Here is a 25,001-nt window from a genome sequence, read left to right on the forward strand (position 1 = left end):
CGTCAGGCGCCACGGGCCTTGTAGGCGGCGATATCCTCTGCCGTGCCGATCGACACCGGCGACGAACCGGCGACGATACGCTTCACCAGGCCGGCGAGCACCTTGCCGCTGCCGAGTTCGACGAAATCGGTGACGCCGGCGGCTGCCATCGCCTGGACGCATTCGCGCCAGCGCACAGTACCGGTGACCTGTGCCACAAGCGAACCCCGGATCGCTTCGGGAGCGCTGAGGGGCGCGGCGCCGACATTGGCCATCACCGGCACGACCGGGGCCTGCATCGTAACCTTCGCCAGCGCCTCGCGCATCGCATCGGCAGCCGGCTGCATCAGGGCGCAATGGAACGGGGCGGAGACCGGCAGCAGCATGGCGCGCTTGACGCCGCGCTCGCCCGCGAGCGCGATCGCCCGCTCGACCGCCGCCTTCGCACCGGACAGGACCACCTGGCCGCCGCCATTGTCGTTCGCAGCCTCGCAGACCTCGCCCTGCGCCGCATCGGCGGCGATCGCACGGGCCTGGTCCAGCTCGGCCCCGAGAAGGGCCGCCATCGCGCCCTGCCCGGCCGGAACCGCCTTCTGCATGGCGTCGCCGCGGATGCGCAGCAGCCGGGCGGCGTCCGCGATGGAGAAGGTGCCAGCAGCGGCAAGCGCCGAATACTCGCCGAGCGAATGGCCGGCGACGAAGGCGGCGTCGCGCTTCAGATCGAGTCCGGCTTCGGCCTCGAGCACGCGCACCACCGCGAGGCTGACCGCCATCAGCGCCGGCTGGGCGTTGGCGGTAAGGGTCAACTCCTCCGAGGGGCCTTCCCACATCACCGCAGAGAGCTTCTGCGACAGCGCCGCATCGACCTCGTCGAAGACCGACTTCGCGACGGGAAAGTTCTCGGCCAGGCTCTTGCCCATGCCGACCGCCTGCGAGCCCTGGCCCGGAAAGATGAACGCTGTCGTCATGCTATGAAACGCCCCGGTCTTCACCATTCGTCTTATATGACGCGGCTGTCACATCGGTTCTGCCGCCAAGTCAAGCGCGGAGGCCAAGTTTTCCGCATACGCCAGGCCGTTCGGGCGAGATTCCGATTGCCATGATGCCGCGAACGCTGTAACGACCGCCTCCTGCTTGTTCGGCCGGAGGCTGAACGGATGGCGCACGCCCGCAAGGGTTCAGCGCAGGCTCCGATGGAGTCGTCATCCCGTGTCTCCGCCTTCGAAGAAATCCTGTCGGGCCTTATCCAGGGCTCGGAGGGCTCCGCGCCGGGCGAAGCAGGGTGAAACAAGGAAGGCCACATATGGCATTGTACGAGCATGTGCTGCTCGCGCGGCAGGATGTCAGCGCGCAGCAGGTCGAAGCTCTTGTCGAGCAGTTCAAGGGCGTGATCGAAGCGAATGGCGGCGCCATCCGCAAGGTCGAGTATTGGGGCGTCAAGTCCCTCGGCTACCGCATCAAGAAGAACCGCAAGGCGCACTACACGCTGCTGAACATCGAGGCCCCCTCCGCCGCCGTGCTGGAGATGGAGCGCCAGATGCGCATCAACGAAGACATCCTGCGCTTCCTGACCGTCCGCGTCGAGGAGCTGGAGGAAGCTCCGTCGGCCATGCTCCAGAAGCGTGACCGCGACGACCGTCCGGAGCGCGGCGGCGACCGTTTCGAGCGCGGCCCGCGCCGTGATCGTCCGCGTCGTGAAGACGAAGCGACCGAAACCGCCGAAGCGGAGGCCTGAGAATGTCGACTGCATCCGCTGGCGCTCGCCGCCCCTTCTTCCGCCGCCGCAAGTCCTGCCCCTTCTCGGGCGAAGGCGCCCCGAAGATCGACTACAAGGACGTGCGTCTGCTCTCGCGCTACATCTCCGAGCGCGGCAAGATCGTTCCGTCCCGCATCACGGCGGTCTCCGCCAAGAAGCAGCGCGAGCTCGCCCAGGCGATCAAGCGCGCCCGCTTCCTCGGCCTGCTGCCCTACGTCATCCGCTGATCCGTTCGATCGGTTCCGGATATCGATAATGCCCGGAGGCGCCTCCCGCGCCTCCGGTTCTCGCTTTCAAGATCAACCAGTCGCCTGGCGGTGAAACTCCACCGGGTTCGTTGAGGCCCAAGCGCCTCTCACCCTGCCGAGTCGGAAGGCTTGCGAGCAGCGGGACAGCAGGACGGACGTATGATTCCGATAGTCGGCATCGGCGCGGGCCTCGTTTCGGCCCTGCTCTTCTCAGTGGTGATCACCGGATCGCCGCTGGCAGCTTTGCTGTATTCTGCCGCCCCCCTCCCGATCTTCATTGCCTCGCTCGGCTGGAACCACCGTTCCGGGCTGTTCGCCACGGCTGCCGGCGCGCTCGCCGTTGCGGTGGCGCTGGCCCCGACGGGCGGCATCGCCTTCGCCCTGATCATCGGCCTGCCGGCCTGGTGGATCGCCTATCTCGCCTTGCTCGCCCGCGGCAACGCCCAGGGCGGAATCGAGTGGTATCCGCTCGGCAACCTGCTGCTCTGGATCGCCGCCACTGCCGCGATCGCCACCGTCGGCAGCGCGCTGGTGATGACCACCGACTACGAGACCTATCGTTCGGTGATTGCTCGCATGATCGAGAACCTGCTGAACGAGATGGTGCGCGGCAAGCTGGTCGCGCTGCCTGCCGACGTCCAGGTGAAGGAGCTCGCGCAGAGCCTCGCGCCGGCCGTGCCGCTCGGCATCGGCGCCTCCTTCGTCACCACCATCACCGCCAATCTCTGGCTCGCGGCGCGGACCGTGAAGATGTCCGACCGCCTGCCGCGGCCCTGGCCCTTCATTCCGTCGGCCTCCCTGCCGCGCCAGGCGCTGCTGCTCCTGGCCGCCGCTGCCGTGGTTGCGGCGATGGGCGGCTTCATCGGCGTCGCCGCGACCGCCATGGTCGGCGCGCTGTTCGCAGCCTTCATGTTCAGCGGGCTCTGCCTCCTGCACGACATCTCGCGCGGCCGCCCCTGGCGGCTGCCGATGCTGGTCTCGGTCTATGTCGCGCTCATCGTGATGCAGGCCGTGCTGACGCCGCTGCTCGCGCTCGCCGGCCTCGCCGATACGCTTTTCGGCCTGCGCAAGCGGGTCGCGCTGCCGCCTCCGCCTACCCATTCCTGAAACCCAGACCTAAGACATCAAGGAGAAGACCCATGGAAGTGATCCTGCTCGAGCGCGTCGCCAAGCTTGGCCAGATGGGCGACATCGTCCGCGTCCGCGACGGCTTCGGCCGCAACTACCTGCTCGCCCGCGGCAAGGCGCTGCGCGCCACCGAGGACAACAAGAAGCGCTTCGAGAGCCAGAAGCTCGAGCTCGAGACCCGCAACCTCGAGCTTAAGTCGGAGGCCGATTCGGTCGCCGAGCGCCTGAACGGCCAGAGCGTCACCATCCTGCGCCAGTCCGGCGAGTCCGGCGTGCTCTACGGTTCGGTCTCGACCCGTGACATCGCCGAGGCGCTGACCAAGGACGGCTTCCACGTCTCGCGCGGCCAGGTGACGCTGAACACCCCGATCAAGACGCTGGGCCTGCACACCGTCCCGGTCGTGCTGCATCCGGAAGTCTCGGTCACGATCACCGTCAACATCGCCCGCTCGGCTGAAGAGGCTCATCGCCAGGCTGCCGGCGAGAACGTCACGGCCCAGGAGAAGTTCGATCTCGACGATCTCGGCCTCGAGGTCGGCGCGGCGCTGGCCGAGGCCGGCGACGACGATCGCTGAGCCTTACAGCTCCCCAAACGAGTCAAGGGCGCCGTGGCAACACGGCGCCTTTTTCGTTCTGTCGCCTGTGCAAAGGCGTGGATCGCGCAGCGTCCTACTGGCAGGTGTTGTCGGGATGCTAAGCTAGATGTCTTCCGACTCAGCAGCCGCCTTGCGTTCCGTGTACCGCGGCCGAATGTCGGCTTGAAACGTAAGCCCGCCTCTACCTATCAAGGCAGCCATGGCCTCCGCGACAGCCCTCGTCACCCGCCTCGAAAACCGTGAGCCAGACTATCGCGTCCAGCCTCACAACATCGAGGCCGAGCAGGCGCTGCTGGGCGCGATCCTGGTCAACAACGACGCCTTCTATCGCGTCTCCGACTTCCTGCTGCCGGACCATTTCTTCGAGCCGATCCACCAGCGCGTCTTCGAGCTGGTGGCGAGCCTGATCCGGGCCGGCAAGATCGCGACGCCGATCACGCTCAAGACCTTCGTCAACGATCTCGATCTCGGCGAGATCACGCCGAGCCAGTATCTCGCCCGCCTCGCCGCCGAGGCGACGACCGTCATCAATGCCGGCGACTACGGCCGCACGATCTATGACCTGGCGGTGCGCCGGCAACTCATCGGCGTCGGTGAGGATCTCGTCAACGTCGCCTATGACGCGCCCGTCGAGATGCCCCCGCGCGAGCAGATCGAGGAAGCCGAGCGCAAGCTCTACGAATTGGCGGAAAAGGGCCGCTATGAAGGCGGCTTCCAGAAATTCGACGGGGCGCTTCGCCTCGCCATCGATATGGCGGCGAGCGCCTATCAGCGCGCCGGCGGCCTCTCCGGCATCTCCACCGGCCTGCGCGACGTCGACCAGCGCATGGGCGGCCTGCAGCGCTCCGACCTGCTCGTTCTGGCCGGCCGCCCCGCCATGGGCAAGACCTCGCTTGCCACCAACATCGCCTTCAACATCGCCAAGGCCTGGCGCGGCGAGCGGCAGGAAGACGGCACGATCAAGAGCGTCGACGGCGGCATCGTCGGCTTCTTCTCGCTCGAAATGTCGGCGGATCAGCTCGCGACCCGTATCGTCGCCGAGCAATCCAGCATCTCGTCCTACAAGATCAGGCAGGGCCGCATCACCGAGAGCGATTTCGCCCGGCTGACCGACGTCGCCGCACAGATCGAGAAACTGCCGCTCTATATCGACCAGACCGGCGGCATTTCGATCGCGCAGCTGATGGCGCGAGCCCGCCGCCTCAAGCGCCAGAAGGGGCTCGACGTCCTCTTCATCGACTATCTCCAGCTTCTCTCCGGTTCGTCCAAGGCGGGACAGAACCGCGTGCAGGAGCTGACCGAGATCACGACAAGCCTGAAGGCGCTGGCAAAGGAACTGAACGTCCCGATCATCGCCCTTTCCCAGCTCTCGCGTCAGGTCGAGAGCCGCGACGACAAGCGCCCGCAGCTCTCGGACCTGCGCGAATCCGGCTCTATCGAGCAGGACGCCGACGTTGTGATGTTCGTCTACCGCGAGGAATATTACCTCAAGGGCAAGGAGCCGCGCCCCGGCACCGAAGAACACAACAAGTGGCAGATCGAGATGGAGGCCATGCACGGCGTCGCCGAGCTGATCATCGGCAAGCAGCGCCATGGCCCGACCGGGGCCGTGGCCTTGCAGTTCGACGCCGATGTGACGCGCTTCTCCGACCGCGCCGACGACCTCCGCCTCCCGGACCGTGAATGATGTCTGCAGGACAACCTGATACCGGCGCCTTTGGCGCGACGCTGACGATCGACCTCGACGCGCTGGTGGCGAACTGGCGCCTTCTCGGCAAGCGGGCCGGTGCCGAGGCAGGCGCCGTCGTCAAGGCCGATGCCTATGGGCTGGGCATCGAGCCGGTCGTGACGGCGCTGGCGAAGGCCGGCTGCAAGAGCATGTTCGTCGCGCATGTCTCGGAGGGCATTCGCGCTCGCAAGGCCGCGCCCGGAGCAACGATCTATGTGCTGAACGGGCTCTTGCCCGGCACCTGCGGCGCCTATGCCGAGCATGCGCTCTCGCCCGTCCTCGGCTCGCATGAGGAATTGCTGGAATGGGCCTCGTTCCGGCAGAGCGGCGCCAGGACGCGCCCTGCCGCATTGCATGTCGACACCGCGATGAACCGGCTCGGGCTCTGGCCCGGCGAAGGGCTCAATCTCGCCCGCGAGAAATCCGGCGTGATCGCAGCGGCCGATATCGGCCTGGTGATGAGTCATTTCGCGTCGTCGGAAGACAAGACCGATCCGGCCAATGCCCGCCAGATCGCGGCCTTCGCCGAGATCGCGGCTGCTCTCCCCGGTCTTCCGGCGTCGCTGAAGAACTCTTCGGGCCATTTTCTCGAGGATTGCCCATCCTACCAGCTCACCCGGCCGGGCTATGCGCTTTATGGCGGCAACCCGACGCCTGGCAGGCCGAATCCGATGCGGCCCGTCATCGGGCTGGAAGCGCGGATCATCCAGGTCCGTGACGTCGAGGGCGGCACTCAGGTCGGCTATAACGGCCGCTGGACCGCCAAGGGCAAGCGCAAGCTCGCGACGATCAACCTGGGCTATGCCGACGGCTATCCGCGCAACGGCAGCTGGACCGATGCCACGACCGGCGGCTCGGCCCTGCTGGACGGCGTCCTCTGCCCCTTCGTCGGCACCGTCTCGATGGACCTGATCATCATCGACGTGACCGATGCTCCGGCAGACGCCGCCCAGCGCGGGGCAAGCGTGACGCTGATCGGCGATCGGCTCGACCTCGAAGCGGTTGGCGCCGGCGCCAAGACGATCGGCTACGAGGTCCTGACCAGCCTCGGACGGCGCTACGAGCGCCGCTATATCGGCGGCTGATGGCAAAGCGGGGCCCAACCTATCGCTGCCAGGCCTGCGGCGCGGTCTATCACCGCTGGCAGGGCAAGTGCGACGCCTGCGGGACATGGTCCTCTCTGGTCGAGGACGCGCAGGTTGCGCCCGTCCCGGGCGGGGGCAGGCCGTCCTCGAACGGGCGGGCGCGCGGCCGCGTCTTCGCGCTGGAGACGCTGAAGGGCGAGACGCAGGATGCCCCGCGCATCGTCTCAGGCATTGGCGAGCTCGACCGCGTCACCGGCGGCGGCTTCGTGCCGGGTTCGGTGCTGCTGATCGGCGGCGATCCCGGCATCGGCAAGTCGACGCTGCTGATGCAGGCCTGCGCCGCGCTCGCCAAATCCGGCCGGCGCGTCGTCTATGTCTCGGGCGAGGAATCCACCGGGCAAGTTCGGCTGCGCGCCGAGCGCATGGGGCTGGCGGAGGCGCCGGTCGATCTTGCGGCCGAGACCAATGTCGAGGACATCATCGCGACGCTCGGCCAGGGCGAGCGCCCTGCCCTCGTCGTCATCGACTCGATCCAGACCATGTGGTCGGGCGAGGTCGAGAGCGCGCCCGGCACGGTGACGCAGGTGCGCGGCTCGGCACAGGCGCTGATCCGCTATGCCAAGACCAGCGGCGTCTGCCTGATCCTCGTCGGCCACGTCACCAAGGACGGACAGATCGCCGGCCCGCGCGTGGTCGAGCACATGGTCGATGCGGTGCTCTCCTTCGAGGGCGAAGGGGCCCATGCCTTCCGCATCCTGCGCGGCCAGAAGAACCGCTTCGGCGCCACCGACGAGATCGGCGTCTTCGAGATGACCGGCAAGGGGCTGTCGGAAGTCACCAATCCCTCGGCGCTCTTCCTCGCGGGACGTGATCAGCCGGCGCCGGGCGCGGCGGTCTTCGCTGGCATCGAAGGCACGCGGCCGGTCCTGGTCGAGATCCAGGCGCTGGTCGCGCCGACGGCGCTCGGCACGCCGCGCCGCGCCGTGGTCGGCTGGGAGAACAGCCGTCTTGCCATGGTGCTCGCCGTGCTCGAAACGCATGGCGGCCTGCGACTCGGGCAGCACGACGTCTATCTCAATGTCGCTGGTGGCCTGCGCGTCAACGAGCCGGCGGCCGATGTCGCGGTCGCGGCCGCGCTGGTGTCCTCGCTCAGCGGCGCGACCTTGCCGCCGCACGGAGTGTACTTCGGCGAGATCGCGCTCTCAGGCGCGATTCGGCCGGTTTCGGTGACGCCGGCCCGCCTGCGGGAGGCCGCCAAGCTAGGTTTCGAGGCCGCGCTGATGCCTGCCGGCGGAGCGGATCACGGCGATGGCGGCGGGCTCAATCTGCGCCGTTTCGGCCATGTCACGGAACTCGTTGCCGATATTGCCGCGCGCGCGCCTCGCAGAGATGTGAAATGACTTCCCCGGAAGGGTGACGCAGACGGCGGGAACGCGTATAGCAAAGCCGAAACGGTCACCCTATTTGCGGCCGGCCGGCACCAGACCACAGCAAAGCGGCCCTCCCATGCCTGTAACCATTCTCGATCTCGTCGTCATCGGCGTGGTTCTGATCTCGGCTTTGCTCGCTGCCGTCCGCGGCTTTACGCGCGAGGTGCTTGCGATCGCCTCCTGGGTCGCCGCCGCCGCGGTCGCCTGGGTGTTCCACCCGCAGCTCCTGCCCTTCGTCAAGCAATACATCCCGGCAAGCTCGGCGCAGGACACGATCGCCCTCGTCGCCTCGATCGCTGCGCTGTTTCTCGCCACGCTGATCGTCGTCTCGATCGTGACGGCCAAGATTTCCGACTTCGTGCTCGACTCGCGCATCGGCGCGCTCGACCGCACGCTCGGTTTCGTCTTCGGCGCCGCGCGCGGCCTGCTGCTGGCGGTGATCGGCTACCTGTTCTTCACCGGTCTGGTCGGCAACGAGAAGATGCCGACCTGGGCCAAGGACGCCAAGGCCAAGCCTGTGCTGGAGGAGACCGGGCGCTCGCTGCTCGCGATGCTGCCGCAGGATGTGAATGCCGATTTCATCAAGAATCTGCTGAAAAAGCAGAAGCCGGAGGAAGCCACCGAGGCCCCGGCGGAGGAACCGCGTAGCCCGGCGACGCCAGCACCGGTTGCGCCCGCCCCAACCCGTCCCTAATTGACGCGTAGAGTCACCTCCCCACGCGTGGAGCTCGCCATGATCTCGCAGACCGGGACTGAGACCGCCTTCGACCCCAATGCCGACCGGCTGCGGGAGGAATGCGGCGTCTTCGGCATTTACGGCCACGCCGACGCGGCGGCGCTGACGGCGCTCGGCCTGCACGCACTCCAGCATCGCGGCCAGGAGGCGGCGGGCATCGTCTCCTTCGACGGCAACCGCTTCCATTCGGAGCGGCGCCTCGGCCTCGTCGGCGACGCCTTCTCGGAAGCGAGTGTCATCGACAAGCTGAAGGGCAAGCAGGCCATCGGCCACGTCCGCTACTCGACGACGGGCGAGACCATCCTGCGCAACGTGCAGCCGCTCTTCTCCGAGCTGCATGGCGGCGGTTTCGCGGTGGCGCATAACGGCAACCTCACCAACGGCCTGACGCTGCGGCGCAATCTCGTCCGCGACGGCGCGATCTATCAGTCGACCTCCGACACCGAGGTCCTGCTCCATCTCGTCGCCCGCAGCCGCAAGCAGCAATTCGTCGACCGCTTCATCGAAGCGATCCGCCAGATCGAGGGTGCCTATGCCTTCGTCGGCATCACCAACAAGAAGCTGATCGGCGCCCGCGATCCGCTCGGCATCCGCCCGCTCGTGCTGGGCGAGCTCGACGGCTGCCCGATCCTGACCTCGGAGACCTGCGCGCTCGACATCATCGGCGCCAAGTTCATCCGCGAGGTCGAGAACGGCGAGGTCGTGATCGTCTCCGAGAGCGGCATCGAGAGCCACAAGCCCTTCCCGCCGGTGCCCGAGCGGCCCTGCATCTTCGAGTACATCTACTTCGCCCGCCCCGATTCCATCGTGAAGGGCCGCAGCATCTATGAGCGCCGCAAGGCCATGGGCGCGGTTCTGGCGCAGGAATCGCCGGCCGATGCCGACGTCGTCGTGCCCGTGCCGGATTCCGGCGTGCCGGCCGCCCTCGGCTACGCGCAGGCAAGCGGCATCCCCTTCGAACTCGGCATCATCCGCAACCATTATGTCGGCCGCACCTTCATCGAGCCGACGCAGAAGGTGCGCGAGCTCGGCGTCAAGCTGAAGCATTCGGCCAACCGCTCGGTGGTCGAGGGCAAGCGCGTCGTGCTGGTCGACGATTCGATCGTGCGCGGCACCACCTCCTTCAAGATCGTGAAGATGATGCGCGAGGCCGGCGCCCGCGAGGTGCATTTCCGCATCTCCTCGCCGCCGATCACTCATCCCGACTATTACGGCATCGACACGCCGGATCGCGAGAAGCTGCTCGCCGCCACGCATTCGCTGGAGGAGATGCGGCAGTTCGTCGGCGCCGACTCGCTGGCTTTCATCTCGGTGGACGGGCTCTACCGGGCCATGGGCCATGAAGGGCGCGATCCCGCCCGGCCGCAATTCACCGACCACTGCTTCACCGGCGACTACCCGACCTCGCTGACCGACGTGATCGGCGAGAGCGCCAAACAGCGGATCTCCCTGCTGGCCGAAGCCGGCTGAGCAACCGGAAGCGACAATGACCAAGCCTCTCGAGGGGCGCCTTGCCCTCGTCACCGGCGCCTCGCGCGGCATTGGCCGCGCCGCCGCGCTCGCCTTCGCCCGCGCCGGCGCCCATGTCGTGGCGCTTGCCCGCACGGCCGGCGCGCTGGAGGAACTCGACGACGAGATCCGCGCGATCGGCGGCAATGCCACGCTGGTGCCGCTCGACCTCAGCGATGCCGGCGGCATCGAAAAGCTCGGCCCGGCCGTGCTGGAGCGCTGGGGCAAGCTCGACATCCTGCTGGCAAATGCCGGCATCCTCGGCTCCCTCACGCCGCTCAGCCATGAGACCGAGAAGGAGTGGGCGAAGGTGCTGAACATCAACGTCACCGCCAATTGGCGGCTGATCAAATCGCTCGATCCCGCGCTCCGCGCTTCGGATGCGGGCCGCGCCCTGCTGATGTCCTCCGGCGCCGCCCATAAATGCACCGCTTATTGGGGGCCGTACTCGATCTCCAAGGCCGCCGTGGAGGCGCTGGGGCGCACCTACGCAGCCGAAACCGCGACGACGCCGGTCAAGGTCATGCTGGTCAATCCGGGGCCGCTGCGCACCCGCATGCGCGCCGAGGCGATGCCGGGCGAGGACCCGATGACGCTGAGGACGCCGGAGGATCTGGCGCCGCATCTGGTCCGGCTCGCTTCGCCGGACTGGACCGAGAGCGGCAAGATCTTCGACTTCCCGCAGGGCAAGGTGCTGAGCCCGCAGCTGCCGGCCTGAGCCGGCTGCGTCAGCCCTGCGAGGCCCGCGCGAGCGTGATCAGGTCGGGAATGGTCAGGTTCGGGAGAGCCGCCATTTCCTCCAGGCTGAACCAGCGGATCTCGTCATGCTCGTCGACGAGATTGGCAGCCTCGCCGCCCTCCCAGGCGCTGACGACATAGATGTGGTGCAGCGCCGCGCCGTTGCGCGCGGGAAAGCGCTCCGCTTCCGACAGCACGAGTTCATAGCGGGTCGGCGTCAGCCCGACCTCCTCGCGACACTCGCGGATCAAAGCGCGCTCCAGCGCCTCGCCGGGCTCCACGCGCCCGCCGATCGCATCCCAATGGCCGGGCCAGGCCTGCTTCCAGACGGCGCGTAGCCCAAGCAGCACCTTCCGGTCCCGGTCGACGAAGAGCGCGCTCACGGTTTCGAGCATGCGCGCCTCGCCGTGCTCACTCGGCCCTGAGCCAGCGCAGCAGCCCGGCCTGATCGCCGTTCTCAACAGCCGCTGCCACGCGCCGGCCGACCGAGGCTCCGAACTTATAGCCATGGCCGGAGCAGGCCGAGACGGCAGTCACCCGGCCAATCTGCCGTGAGAGGAACTTGCGGTCCGCGGTGAAGGTGTAGGCGCAGGTCACGACGCGATCGACCCGGTACTCGGCGATGCGCGCGAAGGGGGGCGAGAAATAGTCGCGCAGCATCTCGCCCTCGCCCAGGCGCGGCTCGCGCTCCTCGGCCGGCTGGCGCGGGCGCTTGTGGATGCCGGCGCCGAACTTGAGACCGGTGCCATCGACCGGCGGCAGGACGTAGCCGTCGATCGTGCCACCGACATCGACGATGACCGGCGCCGCCTGCCAGGCTGCCTTGAGATCCTCCGGCGGATCGAGATAGACCACCGCGGTGCGATAGGTGGTCAGGGTCTCGGCGAGATCGGGCAGCAGTTTCAGTACCCAGGCCCCGGCCGACACCACGACGCGGTCGAAGCTCGCCTGCTCGCCATCGGCCAGGGTCAGCCTGCCCGCCTCCGGGTCGATGGCGGCAACCTCCACGCCCTCGCGAATCATGGCTCCGCGCTCGCGCAGCAGGCGCACCAGCCCGGCCGCGATGCGGGCCGGGAAGAGCGCGCCGCCCTCCCGGTTGATGTAGGCGTAGCGGATCGCAGCGGCGTCGAGGAAGGGGTAGCGCCGGGATGCTTCCGCCGGCTCATAGAGCTCGTAGGGCGAGCCGACTCGGTCGAACCCCTGCAGATAGGCGTCGCCTTCGTCATCCGGCGTCTGCGAGACGCCAAGCGTGCCGCAGGGTACGTAATGGCTCATGCCCAGATCGGCCCAGAGCTCCTCCCAGGCCTCGAACGCCTCGCTGATGGTGCGGGCATAGCCGTCCGCGCCGGCATAGGCACGGCGGATGATGCGATGCTGATCGCCGGAGGCAGCGTAGGGGTTGGGGATCTGCGGCGCCTGCTCGAAGAGCGTGACGTCGTGCCCGCGCTTGTTCAGCGACCAGGCGGTGGAAAGCCCGGCGATTCCGGCGCCGACGACCGCGATCCGCATCAGCCCTTGCGCTCCTTGTCATAGGGATTCTGGCCGCCGCGCCGGTGCAGCCGGATCGGCGTGCCCGGCAGGTCGAAGCCTTCCCGCAGGTTGTTCACGAGATAGCGGACATAGGAGATCGGCAGATGCTCGAGCTGGTTGCCGAACAGCGCGAAGGTCGGCGGGCGCGCCTTGGCCTGCGTCATATAGCGAATCTTGATGCGCCGCCCGGCCACGGCCGGCGGCGGATGAGCCGAGAGCACGCCTTCCAGCCAGCGATTGATCCGCGCGGTCGAGACGCGGCGGTTCCAGACCTCATAGGCCGAGAACACCGCCTGCATCAGCCGGTCGATGCCCTCACCGGCGAGACCGGACAGCGGCACGATCGGCACGCCGCGCACCTGCGCCAGCAGATGGTTGGCTTTCTCCTTGAGCTCCGCAAGCAGGCCCTGCTTGTCGGCGACGAGGTCCCATTTGTTGAGGCCAATCACCACGGCCCGTCCCTCGCGTTCGGTCAGGTCGACCAGCGTCAGGTCCTGCTTCTCGAAGGGGACGGTGGCGTCGAGCAGCACGACCACGACCTCGGCGAAGCGGATGGCACGCAGCGAATCCGCGACGGAGAGCTTCTCCAGCTTCTCCTCGATGCGGGCACGCTTGCGCATGCCGGCCGTGTCGAAGAGCTTGACCTTACGGCCGCGCCATTCCCAATCGACCGAGATGGTGTCGCGGGTAATGCCGGCCTCGGGGCCGGTCAGCAGACGCTCCTCGCCGATGATGCGGTTGACCAGCGTCGACTTGCCGGCGTTCGGACGGCCGATGATGGTGACACGCAGCGGCCGGTCGGGATTGTCGTCCTCGTCCGCCTCAGCCGCCGGGACATCCTCCCAAGCGTCGTCCTCTTCTTCCTCGGGCTCGTCCGGGATGAAGGGCACCAGCGCTTCAAGCAGATCGGCTGTGCCCTCGCCATGCTCGGCCGAGAACGGCACGGGGTCGCCAAGGCCGAGCGAATAGGAATCGATGATGCCCTCCGTGCCCTTCTTTCCCTCCGCCTTGTTGGCGAGCAGGATGACGGGCTTACCGGAGCGGCGCACCAGATCGGCGAAGGGCTGGTCCATCGGCGTCAGGCCGAGGCGCGCATCGATCATGAACACCACGACATCCGCCTGAGCGATCGCCGTCTCGGTCTGGGCGCGCATGCGGCCGGCGAGCGATTCCTTGTCCGCTTCTTCCAGACCGGCGGTGTCGATCACCTTGAAGCGCAGATGGCCAAGCGTGGCGTCGCCCTCGCGGCGATCGCGCGTGACGCCCGGCCAGTCGTCGACCAGCGCGAGCTTCTTGCCGACGAGCCGGTTGAACAGCGTCGACTTGCCGACATTGGGCCGGCCGATGAGGGCGACGATGGCTGTCATCAGACTTCACATTCCATCGTCACTCCGGCCCGGCCGCAAGGCCGGAACGGGGTGACGGAAGCGTTGGGAGCCAGGCTCCGGTTCAGTTCTTCACCGTGACGGGCCCGCCGCGGACAAGGGCGAGATACAGTTCCACGCGCTGGCGCAGAGCCTGCGGCGCCTGCGGATCGGTGATCGCGGCATCGAACCAGCGGCCGGCCTCGTCGAACTGGTTGGCCTTGAGCGCGGAGATGCCGAGGAATTCGCGGGCAGAATGGCGCCAGACACCCTGCGGGCTCGCCAGCGGCTCCAGCGCCGTCTTGACCTCCGCATAGGGCGAGAGATCGACGCGCAGGATGCCGGCACGCAGCTTGGCGAGGTCGCGATAGGTCGCGTCCAGCGTAGCGTCGTTGGCGAGCGCATCGAAGGCGGCGATGCCGGCAGCAGCGTCGCCCTTGGCGGTTTCGGCGGCGAGGCGGAAACGGGCGATGAGGCGATAACCTGCGGGCGCGCTGCTGGCGAGCTCCTTCAGGATCGTCTCGGCCTGCGTGCTGTCACCGTCGCGGGAGGATTTCAGGGCCGCTTCGAGGCGCGCGCCCACGGCCTGCGAGGCCTGGATCTCGCGATGCTGCCAGAATTGCCAGCCCGCTACCGCAACGACGGCCAGGACTGCGAGGCCGGTGACGAGCCAGCCATATTTCTTCCAAAGCTCCGCCGCCTTGTCGCGCCGGACTTCCTCATCGATCTCGCGAAAAATATCGGCCATTTGACTGTCAAAATCCCTGTTGGGAGCCCGGTAGCATTTTCAGACCGGGAAGGCGAGCCGGTTCAGCGAATGGATCGTCACGCCCGAGACAAAGGCGCAATGGCCAACTTGTCATTCCGGGGCTTCGCGAAGCGAAGAACCCGGAAACCACGATCAGGCCCGACGTCCGATCGGGCCAGGGCTCGCCCGGTTGGGGGTTCCGGGTTCGCGCCTATGGCACGCCCCGGAATGACAGCGTGCTTCGCTCTACGATCGATCCGCCCGGAAGAGCAGGCTGCCGTCGCCGTAGGAATAGAAGCGATAATTCGCCGCGATCGCATGGGCATAGGCGCGTTTCATCATGTCGAGCCCGCAGAAGGCGGAGACGAGCATGAACAGCGTCGAGCGCGGCAGGTGGAAATTCGTCATCAGCAGGTCGACCGCCCGGAAGCGATAGCCCGGCGTGATGAAGATCGCGGTGTCGCCCGAGAAAGGCCGGATGGTGCCATCTTCGGCCGCCGCGCTCTCGATCAGGCGCAGCGAGGTGGTGCCGACGCAGACGATCCGCCCGCCCTTCGCCTTGACGGCGTTGAGGGCAGCCGCCGTCTCGGCCGAGACCGTGCCCCATTCGGCATGCATGCGATGGTCGTCGGTATTCTCCGCCTTCACCGGCAGGAACGTCCCGGCGCCGACATGCAGCGTCACGAAATGGCGGGAGACGCCGAGTGCCTCCAGCTCGGCCAGGAGTTCCGGCGTGAAATGCAGGCCTGCGGTCGGCGCCGCCACGGCGCCGTCGTTGCGGGCGAAATTGGTCTGGTAGTCGGTGGTGTCGGCGCTGTCGGTCGGGCGCTTGCCGGCGATGTAGGGCGGCAGCGGCAATTCTCCGAGCCGCGCGATCGCCTCGTCGAGATAGGCGCTGGTCAGGCTGAACCGCAGCTCGACCTCGCCGCCCTCGCTTTTGCCAACAACCTCGGCCTGCAGGCGGCCGAGCTCGCAGGCATTGCTGGCCCCCTCGGAATCGAAGACCACGGTCTCGCCCAGCGCCAGCTTCTTGGCCGGCCGGGCGAAGGCGAGCCAGCGATCGTCGCTCTCGCGCTTGTGCAGCATGATCTCGATGCGGGCTGAATCCGCGCCGCGATAGCGCCGTCCGCGCAGGCGGGAGGGAATGACGCGCGTGTCGTTGAGGACGAGCGCGTCGCCCGGCCGGAGCAGCGAGACGAGATCGCGAATGCCGCGATCCTCGAGCGGCTCGGGCGCGTCAGGGCGCACCACGAGCAGCCGCGCGGCGTCGCGCGGACTGACGGGCCTCAGCGCAATCCGGTCTTCCGGCAGCTCGAAATCGAATAGGCCGACATCCATGGCGAGCGAGTCTCGTCCAAAAACAGCGAGCCCTCATCCTGAGGAACGAGCGAAGCTCGTGTCTCGAAGGATGTTCCAGCGCCCGCTGGAACCGCCCTTCGAGACGCCGCGCAGGCGCGGCTCCTCAGGACGAGGGCTCGCCCTTTTTCAAAACCTCAGGCCGCGTCGGCCATCACCTTCAGCGAGACGATCGAGTCGGGATCGCGCACCGGCTCACCGCGCTTGATCTTGTCGACATTGTCCATGCCTTCCACGACCTCGCCCCAGACGGTGTACTGCTTGTCGAGGAAGCGCGCGTCGTCGAACACGATGAAGAACTGGCTGTTGGCCGAGTTCGGGTTTTGGGCGCGGGCCATCGAGCAGACGCCGCGCACATGCGGCTCGGCGTTGAACTCCTGCTTCAGGTCGGGATAGCTCGAGCCGCCGGTGCCGGTGCCGTGCGGGCAGCCGACCTGCGCCATGAAGCCGTCGATGACGCGATGGAAGACGATGCCGTCATAAAAGCCCTCGCGGGCGAGCAGCTTGATCCGCTCGACATGGCCGGGAGCGAGGTCGGGGCGCAGCTTGATGACCACACGGCCCTTGGTGGTTTCCATCACGATGGTGTTTTCGGGATCGAGCGACATTAGCTCTGCCTTTCGTTAGGCGGCACACGGCCGTGGAAACGGATGATGAAGGGTCGCCCCGCGATACTCGCTCCGAGGCCCTTCGACAACCTCATCGGCGTGCAGGAATGGATGGCGGCAACAGCGGAATCGCTGAAGCGCCGCTGAAACGCGGGATCGCCGCGTCGCGTCTCCCAGGTCACGCGCGGCTGCCCGAAGAGGCTGCCGTCGCGGCGCAGGCTGAAGCGAAGCGAGACCATCGCGCCTGTCAGATCGCCCGGCAGCGGCGGAGGCGTCCAGCAACGCCGCAGCGCCGGCGCAATATCGGCCAGAGTGGCGACGGTCTCCCCTTCCTCCGGCCGCGTCTCCGGCGAAACCGAACCGATCAGGCCGATCTCGCCATTGCGGCGCAGCAGGCTCTGCGAGCCGATGCGGCGCTGCTGCATGCCAGGAATATCGTTGTCACCGCCGAAGGGGCCGCCGATACCGGGGTTGTAGCGCTGGCCGCTCTGCGGCGGCAGGATCGGGTTCTGCGAGCCGGATGGCGGAGGCAGAACAGGGTTTTGCGAGCCGGAGGCAGGCGGCAGGCCGAGATCGCGTGTATCCTGCGCGAGCGCCACGCCGCCGAGCAAAAGCACCGCGAGAGTGCCGGTGAGGATCGTCCGCAACATGGTCCCGCCCCTCCCCGGCTTCATCTCACTTGGCGTCGGAAGCCATCCGCATGCGAACGATCTTGTCCGGATTGGTGACCTGACCGCTGCCCTGGGCGCCCTTCTTGATCTTGCGCACGGCATCCATGCCGGAGACCACCTCGCCGAAGAGCGTGTAGCTGCCGGTCAGCGAGCCGCAGCCTTCATAGCAGATGAAGAATTGCGAATTGGCGGAGTTCGGCGACTGGGAGCGCGCCATGCCGACGGAGCCGACCTTGTAGGGCGTCTGGCTGAACTCGGCGGGAATGTTCGGCAGGTCCGAGCCGCCGGTGCCGGTGCCGGTCGGGTCGCCGGTCTGGGCCATGAAGCCGTCAATGACGCGGTGGAACACGACGCCGTCATAGAAGCCGCGCTTCACCAGCGTCTTGATCTGGGCGACATGCTTCGGCGCAAGGTCCGGCCGCAGGCGGATCGTCACCGGGCCGTCCTTGGTCTCGAGAATGACCGTGTTCTCGGGATCGGGCTTGGGGCTCTGGGCTTGGGCGAAACCGAGCGAGGCGACGACGGCAAGGGCGGCGAGCGAGCTGCGCAGCATGAAAATCTCCATGGCCACCGGCAAGTCCGGCGGATGGCCGTAGGTAGCGATATCCTTTGACCGGAACAAGGCACCTGCCCTAACGGCCGCCGCCACGGGTACCGGCAGAAAATACCATTGCTGCACTGCACAAGTGCAATGGAGATCAAACTTGCAAAAATTTAAGGCTGCATTTGTCTAAACTGATGACAGAGCCGTCACAATCAGCTAAGTCATCTCCCGCTGGGAGCGCCTTGCTAGCCATGGCGCTGCGGACCAGGTCTCGGGAGGACAAACGCCCGCCTAGTATCCGAGTCGCACGCAACCAGACGCGCGCCGATACTGCGGTAAAAAAAGACTATCCAAGGCAAGGCATCGGCCTTGCCTTTTTCTTTGCCGGCTGCCCCGCCGCTCTACCTGCCGAAGCTTTTCCTCATCCCACAGCGATCGGAAGCGTCCTGCCCTAGCATGGCGCGCGTCTGCCAGACACGGCAGCGCCTTCCGATCCCTATCCTGCCGGCAGAGCCCTGCGAGTGCGCCGTTTCAGATGTCGTAGGTCACCCAGACGTACCAGACGCCGGCGAAAATCACGGCGGCGACGACCGAGGTGATCGCGGCTTTCTTGAGCAGCCCCGGCAGGATCGGCGCACCCGGCTCGGTTCCCTCGACGACGTCACCCGTCTCGTGCTGGCTGCGGATGCCGAAGGGCAGCACGGCGAAGAGCGTGATCCACCAGATCACGAAATAGAGCGCGAGCCCGCCAACGATGTTCATGCGCCCCTCCCCGCGAGGGCGATGCAGGCGAAAGCGACCCGGGCCTCGGTCGGCACGCCGAAGCGTGCGGTATGGCGCGCCGGCAAGCCGTTGGGAAAATGCCTGACATACTCCGCGTTGCAGGCAGCGTAGTCGGCGGGATCGGTGATCAGCATGGTCATCTGCACGACGCGATCGAGCGAGCTGCCGGCCTCCTTCAGGATCTCCCCTATGCGAAGCAAGGCATTGCGTACTTGCTCCGCGGCCGTGTCGCCCCGGAAGATACCGAGAGCGGGATCGTGCGGCGCCGACTGGCCGGAAACGAAGACCATCCCACCAGCGACGGTCGCCGCGCTGAAGGGGCGTGGCGAGCCGGGTTCCGGCTGGCCGAGGAAAGCGATCTCGGTCATGACTGTCAGGCCTGTTCCAGTTCGACCAGCGTGCCGAGGAAATCCTTGGGATGCAGGAAGAGCACGGGCTTGCCATGGGCGCCGATGCGTGGCTCGCCGGAGCCGAGGACCCGCGCGCCCTGCGCCTTCAGCCGGTCGCGAGCGGCGAGGATATCGTCGACCTCGTAGCAGATGTGATGGACGCCGCCATCGGCATTGCGCTCGAGGAACTTCGCGATCGGCGAGTCGGCGCCAAGCGGCTCCAGCAGTTCCACCTTGGTATTGGGCAGCTCGACGAAGACCACGGTGACGCCATGTTCCGGCTGCGGCAGCGGCTGCGAGACGCGCGCACCCAGCGTGTCGCGATAGAGTGCAGTCGAGGCCGCGAGATCCTTCACCGCGATGGCGACATGGTTGAGGCGTCCGATCATCTTCGTCTTCTCCAGCCCGGCGGCGCTGCGCCTGTTCTACACCTCGACCACCAGCGCATGCACCAGTGGCTTCTTGCCCCACTCCTCGTTGACAGCGCTGCGCACGCCGCGCTCCAGCGCGTTGCGAAGGGCCTCGGGGTCACGGCGGCGAGCCTTGGGGATGCCGTCAAGCAGCTCACTGACGGTATCGGCGACGTACTCGTCGAAATCCGTGCCATCGCGGGTGCGTGGCGGCAGGCCGAGCACCGCGATTTCCGGCTCGCCCGCGATGCCGCCCTTCTCGTCGACGGCGACCGCGATCGAGACGATACCGGCAAAGGAGAGCCGCCGTCGCTCCTGCAGCGTCTTCTCAAGGGCGTTCACCAGCAAGGAGCCGTCCTGGTAGAGCCGGCCATGCGGGGCCTCGTCGACCTTCCTCGCGCCCTCACCCGAAATCGCGACGACGTCGCCATTGCCGGCGCGCATCACATGCTTCACGCCAAGACTGCGGGCGAAGGTCTCGTGCTCGGCGAGATGCAGATCCTCGCCATGGGCTGGGATGGCGATCTGCGGCTTCAGCCAGCCATAGAGCCTCGCCATCTCCTCGCGACGCGGATGGCCGGAGACATGCACGAGATGGGTGCGGTCGGTGATGATCTCGATATTGTCGCGGGCCAGCGCATTCAGGATGTTGCCGACCGATTTCTCGTTGCCGGGGATGGTGCGCGACGAGAAGATCACGCGGTCTCCGGCGGAAAGCGCAATCTCGGGATGGTCATCCGCGGCGATGCGCGAGAGCGCGGCGCGCGGCTCGCCCTGGCTGCCGGTCAACAGCGCCACCACCTTGTCGCGCGGCAGGTAGCCATAGGCATCAACGGGACGGAAGGCAGGGATGCCGTCGAGATAGCCGCATTCGCGGGCCACATCGATGACGCGATCCATCGCGCGGCCGACCACCACCACCTCGCGCTCATTCGCCATGGCGGCCTCGGCTACCGCACGCAGCCGCGCCACGTTGGATGCGAAGGTGGTGACGGCGACACGACCGGGCGCGGAGGCCACCAGCTCCTTCAGCTTGGCGGCGACGTCGGCCTCGCTCGGGCTGATGCCGTCGCGCATGACATTGGTCGAGTCGCAGACGAGGGCCAGCACGCCCTCCTCACCGAGTTCGCGCAGGCGCTTTTCGTCGGTCGGCAGGCCAACGCGCGGCGTCGGGTCGATCTTCCAATCGCCGGTGTGGACGACGAGGCCGGCCGGGGTGCGGATGGCGAGCGCATTCGACTCGGGGATGGAATGCGCAACCGGCACATATTCGATGTCGAACGGCCCGAGCGTGATGCGCCCGCCCTGCGGCACGACGTTGATCTCGACATTCGGCGCGCCCGGCTCCGAGAGCCGGCGCGTCGCGAGGAGGCCGGCGGCGAAGCGCGTGCAGTAGACCGGCGCCCGCAGCGAAGGCCAGAGCGCGGCGAGCGCGCCGATATGGTCCTCATGGGCATGGGTGATGACGATGCCGAGGAGGTTCGCCCGCTCCTCGATGATGTAGCGCAGATCGGGCAGGACGATATCGACGCCCGGCGCTTCCGGGCCGGCGAAGGACAGGCCGCAATCGACCAGGATCCATTTGCGTCTCCCCTCGGGCCCGAAGCCGTAGAGGGCGGCGTTCATGCCGATCTCGCCGAGGCCGCCTAGGGGAACGAAAACGAGCTGGTCGCTGGAGCGGGTCACTGGCAATCCTGAAGGCATGGCAGTCGCCAACAGCGCATCATTGCGCGCCGATGCCGACTTGCCGGGAGATCTTGCGGGATACGCGGTGCATCCCGGACGAAGCGAAGCGGAGATCCGGGATGCATGCCGGCGCGATTCCGGCTCGCGTTCCGGCATGGATCCCGGGTCGTCCTTCGGCCGCCCGGGATGACCGCGTGGAACCGACGAATTCCTCTAGCATGGTCGTGACGCGGCAGGCCAGCATGGCCGCCCGCGCATCTCAGGCCGCTCCAAAGAAGAGATCGCCCGCATCGATGACGCGCCGGCCGGCTTCCGTTTCGAGTTCGAGACGCCCTGTCGGGTCGAGACCGACAAATCGCCCCGCCAGCGGACCGTCAGGCAGGCGGATGGTGATGGTCTCGCCGAGAAAGGCGGCGCGCTCGAGCCAGGCGGCACGGATCGGCCCGAAGCCACCGGGCTGGGACCAGATGGCGAAGCGCTGGGCGAAGGCGTCGCTCAGCCCCGTCAGCATCGTCTCGACATTGGCCTGCGGCGCTGCCGCCTTGAGGAAGGTCGCGGGATAGGGTGTGTCGGAGGGGCAGGAAGCGATGTTCACGCCGCAGCCGACGATGACGTTGAGCCGCCCTGCCCGGCTCTCGCCTTCGAGCAGCAGGCCCGAGGTCTTGGCGCGATCGAGCAGCAGATCGTTCGGCCATTTCAGCTTCAGCCCGGACGCGGCCGCGCCGAGCAGCTTCGCCGCGGCATCGTGCAGGGCAAGGCCCACCACGAAGCCGAGTTGCGGTGCCAGCGCCGGCTCGCACGGGTCGGTCAGCAGCAGGCTCGCATAGAGATTGCCGGGCGGCGAGCCCCATTGCCGGCCATGCCGGCCTCTGCCGGCATTCTGGCTGCGGGCGACGATCCAAAGCTTGCCGGGTTCGCCCTGATCGAGCGCGCGGCGGGCCTCCTCCATGGTCGAGGCGACCTCGTCGCGGATGATCAGCCGGTAGCCCGCTGCGCGGGCGGCTTCGCCGAGCACGCGCCGTCGGCTCAGAAGAGCGACTTCGCCGCCGCCTCGGCCGCATTGAAGAGCGGCGCCGGCAGCAACGAAAGCACCAGCACGAAGATGGTCGAGAACAGCAGCACGGTGCGCACGCCGTAATCCGCGGTCTCGAAGGCCGGCTTCGGATCGTCGAAATACATCACCTTGACGAGGCGCAGATAGTAATAGGCGCCGACGACGCTGGTGATCACGCCGACGACGGCGAGAACGTAGAGCTTGGCCTCGATCGCGGCGAGGAAGACGTACCACTTCGCCCAGAAGCCGGCGAGCGGCGGGATGCCGGCGAGCGAGAACATCATCATCGACATCGCGAACGCCATCCAGCGATTGGTACGGGACAGGCCGGCAAGCTCCGAGATGTCCTCGACCAGTTTTCCGTCACGGCGCATCATCAGCACGCAGGCGAAGGCGGCGAGCGTCGTGGCGAGATAGATCGCCATATAGGTCATGACGCCCTGCACGCCGCCGGGGGTGCCGGCGGCGAGACCGACCAGCGCGTAACCCATATTGGCGATCGAGGAATACGCGAGCAGGCGCTTGATATTGCGCTGGCCGATCGCGGCGAAGGCGCCGAGCGCCATCGAGGCGATCGAGATGAAGACGATGATCTGGCGCCAGTCCTGGATGGCGCCCGGGAAGGCGCCGACGAAGATGCGGACCACCATCGCCATGGCGGCCATCTTGGGAGCCGAGGCGAAGAAGGCGGCGACCGGGGTGGGAGCCCCCTCATAGACGTCCGGCGTCCACATATGGAACGGCACGGCCGAGATCTTGAAGGCGACGCCGGCGGCGATGAACACGATGCCGAAGATCAGGCCGATGCCGGCATGGCCGCCCTGCGTCGCCGCGGCAATGCCGGTGAAGGTGACGGTGCCGGTGAAGCCGTAGACCAGCGAGGCGCCATAGAGCAGCATGCCGGAGGAGAGCGCGCCGAGCACGAAATACTTCAGGCCCGCCTCGGTCGACTTCGCATTGTCGCGGTCGAACGCCGCGACGACATAGAGCGCCAGCGACTGCAGCTCGAGTCCGACATAGAGGCTGATGAGATCGTTGGCCGAAATCATCATCATCATGCCGATGGTCGCGAGCACGACGAGAATGGGGAATTCGAAGCGCATCGCCCCCTCGCGCCGCAGCGTATCGGCGGAGAGAAGGATCGTGGCGCCGGCGCCGATGAGCGTCAGCACCTTCATGAAGCGGGAGAAGCCGTCGGCGATGAAGCCGTTGTTGAAGGTCAGGAGCTTGCCGCCGGCCGAAACGACCAGCACCAAGGCGACCGCGAGCAGCACGAGGGCGAGGCCTTCGAGCAGGCGCGTCGCGCGCTCACCCTGGATCGCGCCGACCAGCACCATCGCGATGGCGCCGACGGCGAGGATGATTTCCGGCAGGGCCGGGCCGAGAGCGGGCAGAGCCATGACGAGACCTTACTGCACGGCCGCCACTGCCGTCTTCGCGACAGTGAGGGCAGCCTGATAGTTCTTGATGAGCGCTTCGGTCGGCGCCGCGAAGGCGTCGAGGATCGTGTGCGGCTGCACGCCGTACCAGATCGTCAGCAGGACGAGCGGGACCAGGATCGCGATCTCGCGGCCGTTCAGGTCCTTGATGTCCTTGAGCTCCGGCTTGACGAGCTCGCCGAAGACGACCCGGCGGTAGAGCCAGAGCGCATAGGCCGCCGAGAGAATGACGCCGGAGGTCGCGAAGAAGGCAACCCAGGGATTGGCGCGGAAGGCGCCGACCAGCGTCAGAAACTCGCCGACGAAACCGGCGGTGCCCGGCAGGCCGACATTGGCCATGGTGAAGACCATGAACACCACCGCGTAGAGCGGCATGCGGTTCACCAGCCCGCCATAGGCCGCGATCTCGCGGGTGTGCATGCGGTCGTAGATCACGCCGACGCAGAGGAAGAGCGCGCCCGAGACGAGGCCATGGCTCATCATCTGGAACATCGCGCCCTGGATGCCCTGCGGCGTCAGGGTGAACAGCCCCATGGTGACGAAGCCCATATGCGCCACCGAGGAGTAGGCGATCAGCTTCTTGATATCCTCCTGCATCAGCGCCACCAGCGAGGTGTAGACGATGGCGATGACGGAGAGCGCGAAGACCAGCGGCGCGAAATAATGCGACGCCTCCGGGAACATCGGGATCGAGAAGCGGATGAAGCCGTAGCCGCCCATCTTCAGCAGGATCGCCGCCAGGATGACGGAACCGGCCGTCGGCGCCTCGACGTGCGCGTCGGGCAGCCAGGTGTGGACCGGCCACATCGGCATCTTCACCGCGAAGGAGGCGAAGAAGGCCAGCCACAGCCATGTCTGCATGCCGGCCGGGAATTTGTGGGCGAGCAGCGCCGGAATGTCGGTCGTACCGGCGTTCCAGTACATCGCCATCACCGCCAGCAGCATCAGCACCGAGCCGAGCAGCGTGTAGAGGAAGAACTTGTAGGAGGCGTAGACGCGCCGCTTGCCACCCCAGATACCGATGATCAGGAACATCGGGATCAGGCCGGCTTCGAAGAACAGGTAGAACAGCACGAGGTCGAGCGCCGCGAAGACGCCGATCATCAGCGTCTCCAGGATCAGGAAGGCGACCATGTACTCTGCCACCCGCTTCTCGACCGAGGTCCAGGAGGCGAGGATGCAGAACGGCATCAGGAACGCCGTCAGCACGATGAAGGGGAAGGAAAAGCCGTCGACGCCAAGCTTGAACTTGATGGCGTCGGAGACCCAGCCATGGGTCTCGACCATCTGGAAGCCGGGGTTGGCCGTGTCGAAGCGGCTCCAGGCCACGCAGGCGAGCACGAAGGTCAGCACCGTCGTGATCAGCGCCGCCCAGCGGGCGTTGGAGTCGACCGAGGCCTGATCGCCGCGCTGCGCCAGGATGAAGGCAGCGCCGACCAGCGGCAGGACCAGAAGACCGGTGAGGATACCGAAACCGAAGGACAT

The 25,001-nt window shown here is 67.1% G+C and carries 26 protein-coding genes; 10 read left to right on the top strand and 16 right to left on the bottom strand.

The genetic code is table 11. The annotated features are described in order from the left end of the window. Positions 1-2: 2 nt before the first annotated feature. The gene (gene fabD / locus AC1DE3_RS17840; protein WP_441512652.1) at positions 3-947 is read right to left on the bottom strand and encodes an ACP S-malonyltransferase; all 945 of its coding nucleotides are present in this window, start codon (positions 945-947) and stop codon (positions 3-5) included. 335 nt (positions 948-1,282) lie between these two features. On the opposite strand from fabD, the gene rpsF reads away from it, so the two are divergent. The 10 genes from rpsF (at position 1,283) to AC1DE3_RS17890 (ending at position 10,914) form a co-directional block, all read left to right on the top strand. Next, positions 1,283-1,714: a 30S ribosomal protein S6 gene (gene rpsF / locus AC1DE3_RS17845; RefSeq protein WP_441512653.1), complete on the top strand. Its 432-nt coding sequence runs from the start codon at positions 1,283-1,285 to the stop codon at positions 1,712-1,714. Positions 1,715-1,716: 2 nt separating this feature from the next. Continuing rightward, a complete protein-coding gene (rpsR, locus tag AC1DE3_RS17850) occupies positions 1,717-1,962 on the top strand; it encodes a 30S ribosomal protein S18 (protein WP_038367644.1) in 246 nt (81 codons plus the stop codon). Positions 1,963-2,142: 180 nt separating this feature from the next. Further along, a complete protein-coding gene (locus AC1DE3_RS17855; RefSeq protein WP_476778599.1) occupies positions 2,143-3,090 on the top strand; it encodes a DUF2232 domain-containing protein in 948 nt (315 codons plus the stop codon). Positions 3,091-3,122: 32 nt separating this feature from the next. Beyond that, complete coding sequence (gene rplI / locus AC1DE3_RS17860; RefSeq protein WP_476778600.1) at positions 3,123-3,686, top strand: 50S ribosomal protein L9; 564 nt, start codon at positions 3,123-3,125, stop codon at positions 3,684-3,686. Between the two features lie 220 nt (positions 3,687-3,906). Next, a complete protein-coding gene (locus AC1DE3_RS17865; RefSeq protein ID WP_476778601.1) occupies positions 3,907-5,394 on the top strand; it encodes a replicative DNA helicase in 1,488 nt (495 codons plus the stop codon). Next, the gene (gene alr, locus AC1DE3_RS17870; protein WP_476778602.1) at positions 5,394-6,521 is read left to right on the top strand and encodes an alanine racemase; all 1,128 of its coding nucleotides are present in this window, start codon (positions 5,394-5,396) and stop codon (positions 6,519-6,521) included. Before AC1DE3_RS17865 ends, alr begins: the two co-directional genes overlap by 1 nt. Continuing rightward, positions 6,521-7,921, top strand: a complete 1,401-nt coding sequence (radA, locus tag AC1DE3_RS17875; RefSeq protein ID WP_476778603.1) for a DNA repair protein RadA — start codon at positions 6,521-6,523, stop codon at positions 7,919-7,921. The genes alr and radA overlap by 1 nt, the downstream gene beginning before the upstream one ends. 106 nt (positions 7,922-8,027) lie before the next feature. After that, complete coding sequence (locus AC1DE3_RS17880) at positions 8,028-8,645, top strand: CvpA family protein (RefSeq protein WP_441512658.1); 618 nt, start codon at positions 8,028-8,030, stop codon at positions 8,643-8,645. 39 nt (positions 8,646-8,684) lie between these two features. Further along, on the top strand, positions 8,685-10,157 hold the full coding sequence (gene purF / locus AC1DE3_RS17885) for an amidophosphoribosyltransferase (RefSeq protein ID WP_476852619.1): 1,473 nt from the start codon (positions 8,685-8,687) through the stop codon (positions 10,155-10,157). A 16-nt stretch (positions 10,158-10,173) separates the two neighbouring features. Further along, on the top strand, positions 10,174-10,914 hold the full coding sequence (locus AC1DE3_RS17890; protein WP_476852620.1) for an SDR family NAD(P)-dependent oxidoreductase: 741 nt from the start codon (positions 10,174-10,176) through the stop codon (positions 10,912-10,914). Positions 10,915-10,924: 10 nt separating this feature from the next. On the opposite strand, the gene AC1DE3_RS17895 is transcribed toward AC1DE3_RS17890, so the two are convergent. The 15 genes from AC1DE3_RS17895 to AC1DE3_RS17965 form a co-directional block, all read right to left on the bottom strand. Further along, on the bottom strand, positions 10,925-11,329 hold the full coding sequence (locus AC1DE3_RS17895; RefSeq protein WP_476778604.1) for an NUDIX hydrolase: 405 nt from the start codon (positions 11,327-11,329) through the stop codon (positions 10,925-10,927). Positions 11,330-11,345: 16 nt separating this feature from the next. Beyond that, positions 11,346-12,443, bottom strand: coding sequence for an NAD(P)/FAD-dependent oxidoreductase (locus AC1DE3_RS17900; protein ID WP_476852621.1), 1,098 nt, complete (start codon positions 12,441-12,443; stop codon positions 11,346-11,348). Beyond that, positions 12,443-13,831 (bottom strand): ribosome biogenesis GTPase Der, encoded by a 1,389-nt coding sequence (der, locus tag AC1DE3_RS17905; RefSeq protein WP_476778606.1) that lies wholly within the window; start codon positions 13,829-13,831, stop codon positions 12,443-12,445. The genes AC1DE3_RS17900 and der overlap by 1 nt, the downstream gene beginning before the upstream one ends. A gap of 82 nt (positions 13,832-13,913) precedes the next feature. Continuing rightward, positions 13,914-14,576, bottom strand: a complete 663-nt coding sequence (locus AC1DE3_RS17910; RefSeq protein ID WP_476778607.1) for a tetratricopeptide repeat protein — start codon at positions 14,574-14,576, stop codon at positions 13,914-13,916. 246 nt (positions 14,577-14,822) lie between these two features. Next, positions 14,823-15,914 carry a tRNA preQ1(34) S-adenosylmethionine ribosyltransferase-isomerase QueA gene (queA, locus tag AC1DE3_RS17915; protein ID WP_476778608.1) on the bottom strand — a complete coding sequence of 364 codons (1,092 nt, stop codon included), beginning with the start codon at positions 15,912-15,914 and terminating at the stop codon, positions 14,823-14,825. 155 nt (positions 15,915-16,069) lie between these two features. Then, positions 16,070-16,540: a peptidylprolyl isomerase gene (locus AC1DE3_RS17920; protein ID WP_441512666.1), complete on the bottom strand. Its 471-nt coding sequence runs from the start codon at positions 16,538-16,540 to the stop codon at positions 16,070-16,072. Then, positions 16,540-17,190, bottom strand: a complete 651-nt coding sequence (locus AC1DE3_RS17925) for a hypothetical protein (protein WP_441512667.1) — start codon at positions 17,188-17,190, stop codon at positions 16,540-16,542. Before AC1DE3_RS17925 ends, AC1DE3_RS17920 begins: the two co-directional genes overlap by 1 nt. 25 nt (positions 17,191-17,215) lie before the next feature. Next, a complete protein-coding gene (locus tag AC1DE3_RS17930; RefSeq protein ID WP_476778609.1) occupies positions 17,216-17,764 on the bottom strand; it encodes a peptidylprolyl isomerase in 549 nt (182 codons plus the stop codon). A 522-nt stretch (positions 17,765-18,286) separates the two neighbouring features. Then, positions 18,287-18,517, bottom strand: coding sequence for a DUF1467 family protein (locus AC1DE3_RS17935; RefSeq protein ID WP_441512669.1), 231 nt, complete (start codon positions 18,515-18,517; stop codon positions 18,287-18,289). Beyond that, positions 18,514-18,906, bottom strand: a complete 393-nt coding sequence (locus AC1DE3_RS17940; protein WP_476778610.1) for a RidA family protein — start codon at positions 18,904-18,906, stop codon at positions 18,514-18,516. The genes AC1DE3_RS17935 and AC1DE3_RS17940 overlap by 4 nt, the downstream gene beginning before the upstream one ends. A gap of 5 nt (positions 18,907-18,911) precedes the next feature. Continuing rightward, a complete protein-coding gene (gene mce / locus AC1DE3_RS17945) occupies positions 18,912-19,316 on the bottom strand; it encodes a methylmalonyl-CoA epimerase (RefSeq protein WP_441512671.1) in 405 nt (134 codons plus the stop codon). A 36-nt stretch (positions 19,317-19,352) separates the two neighbouring features. Then, positions 19,353-21,023, bottom strand: a complete 1,671-nt coding sequence (locus AC1DE3_RS17950) for a ribonuclease J (protein WP_476778611.1) — start codon at positions 21,021-21,023, stop codon at positions 19,353-19,355. 259 nt (positions 21,024-21,282) lie between these two features. Continuing rightward, entirely contained in the window at positions 21,283-22,038 is a 756-nt protein-coding gene (locus AC1DE3_RS17955; RefSeq protein ID WP_476778612.1) for a biotin--[acetyl-CoA-carboxylase] ligase, read from the bottom strand. An 11-nt stretch (positions 22,039-22,049) separates the two neighbouring features. After that, positions 22,050-23,477, bottom strand: coding sequence for an NADH-quinone oxidoreductase subunit NuoN (gene nuoN, locus AC1DE3_RS17960; RefSeq protein WP_441512674.1), 1,428 nt, complete (start codon positions 23,475-23,477; stop codon positions 22,050-22,052). A 9-nt stretch (positions 23,478-23,486) separates the two neighbouring features. Continuing rightward, entirely contained in the window at positions 23,487-25,001 is a 1,515-nt protein-coding gene (locus AC1DE3_RS17965) for an NADH-quinone oxidoreductase subunit M (RefSeq protein ID WP_441470614.1), read from the bottom strand.

It is taken from the genome of Allobosea sp. 10L417 (assembly GCF_056395485.1).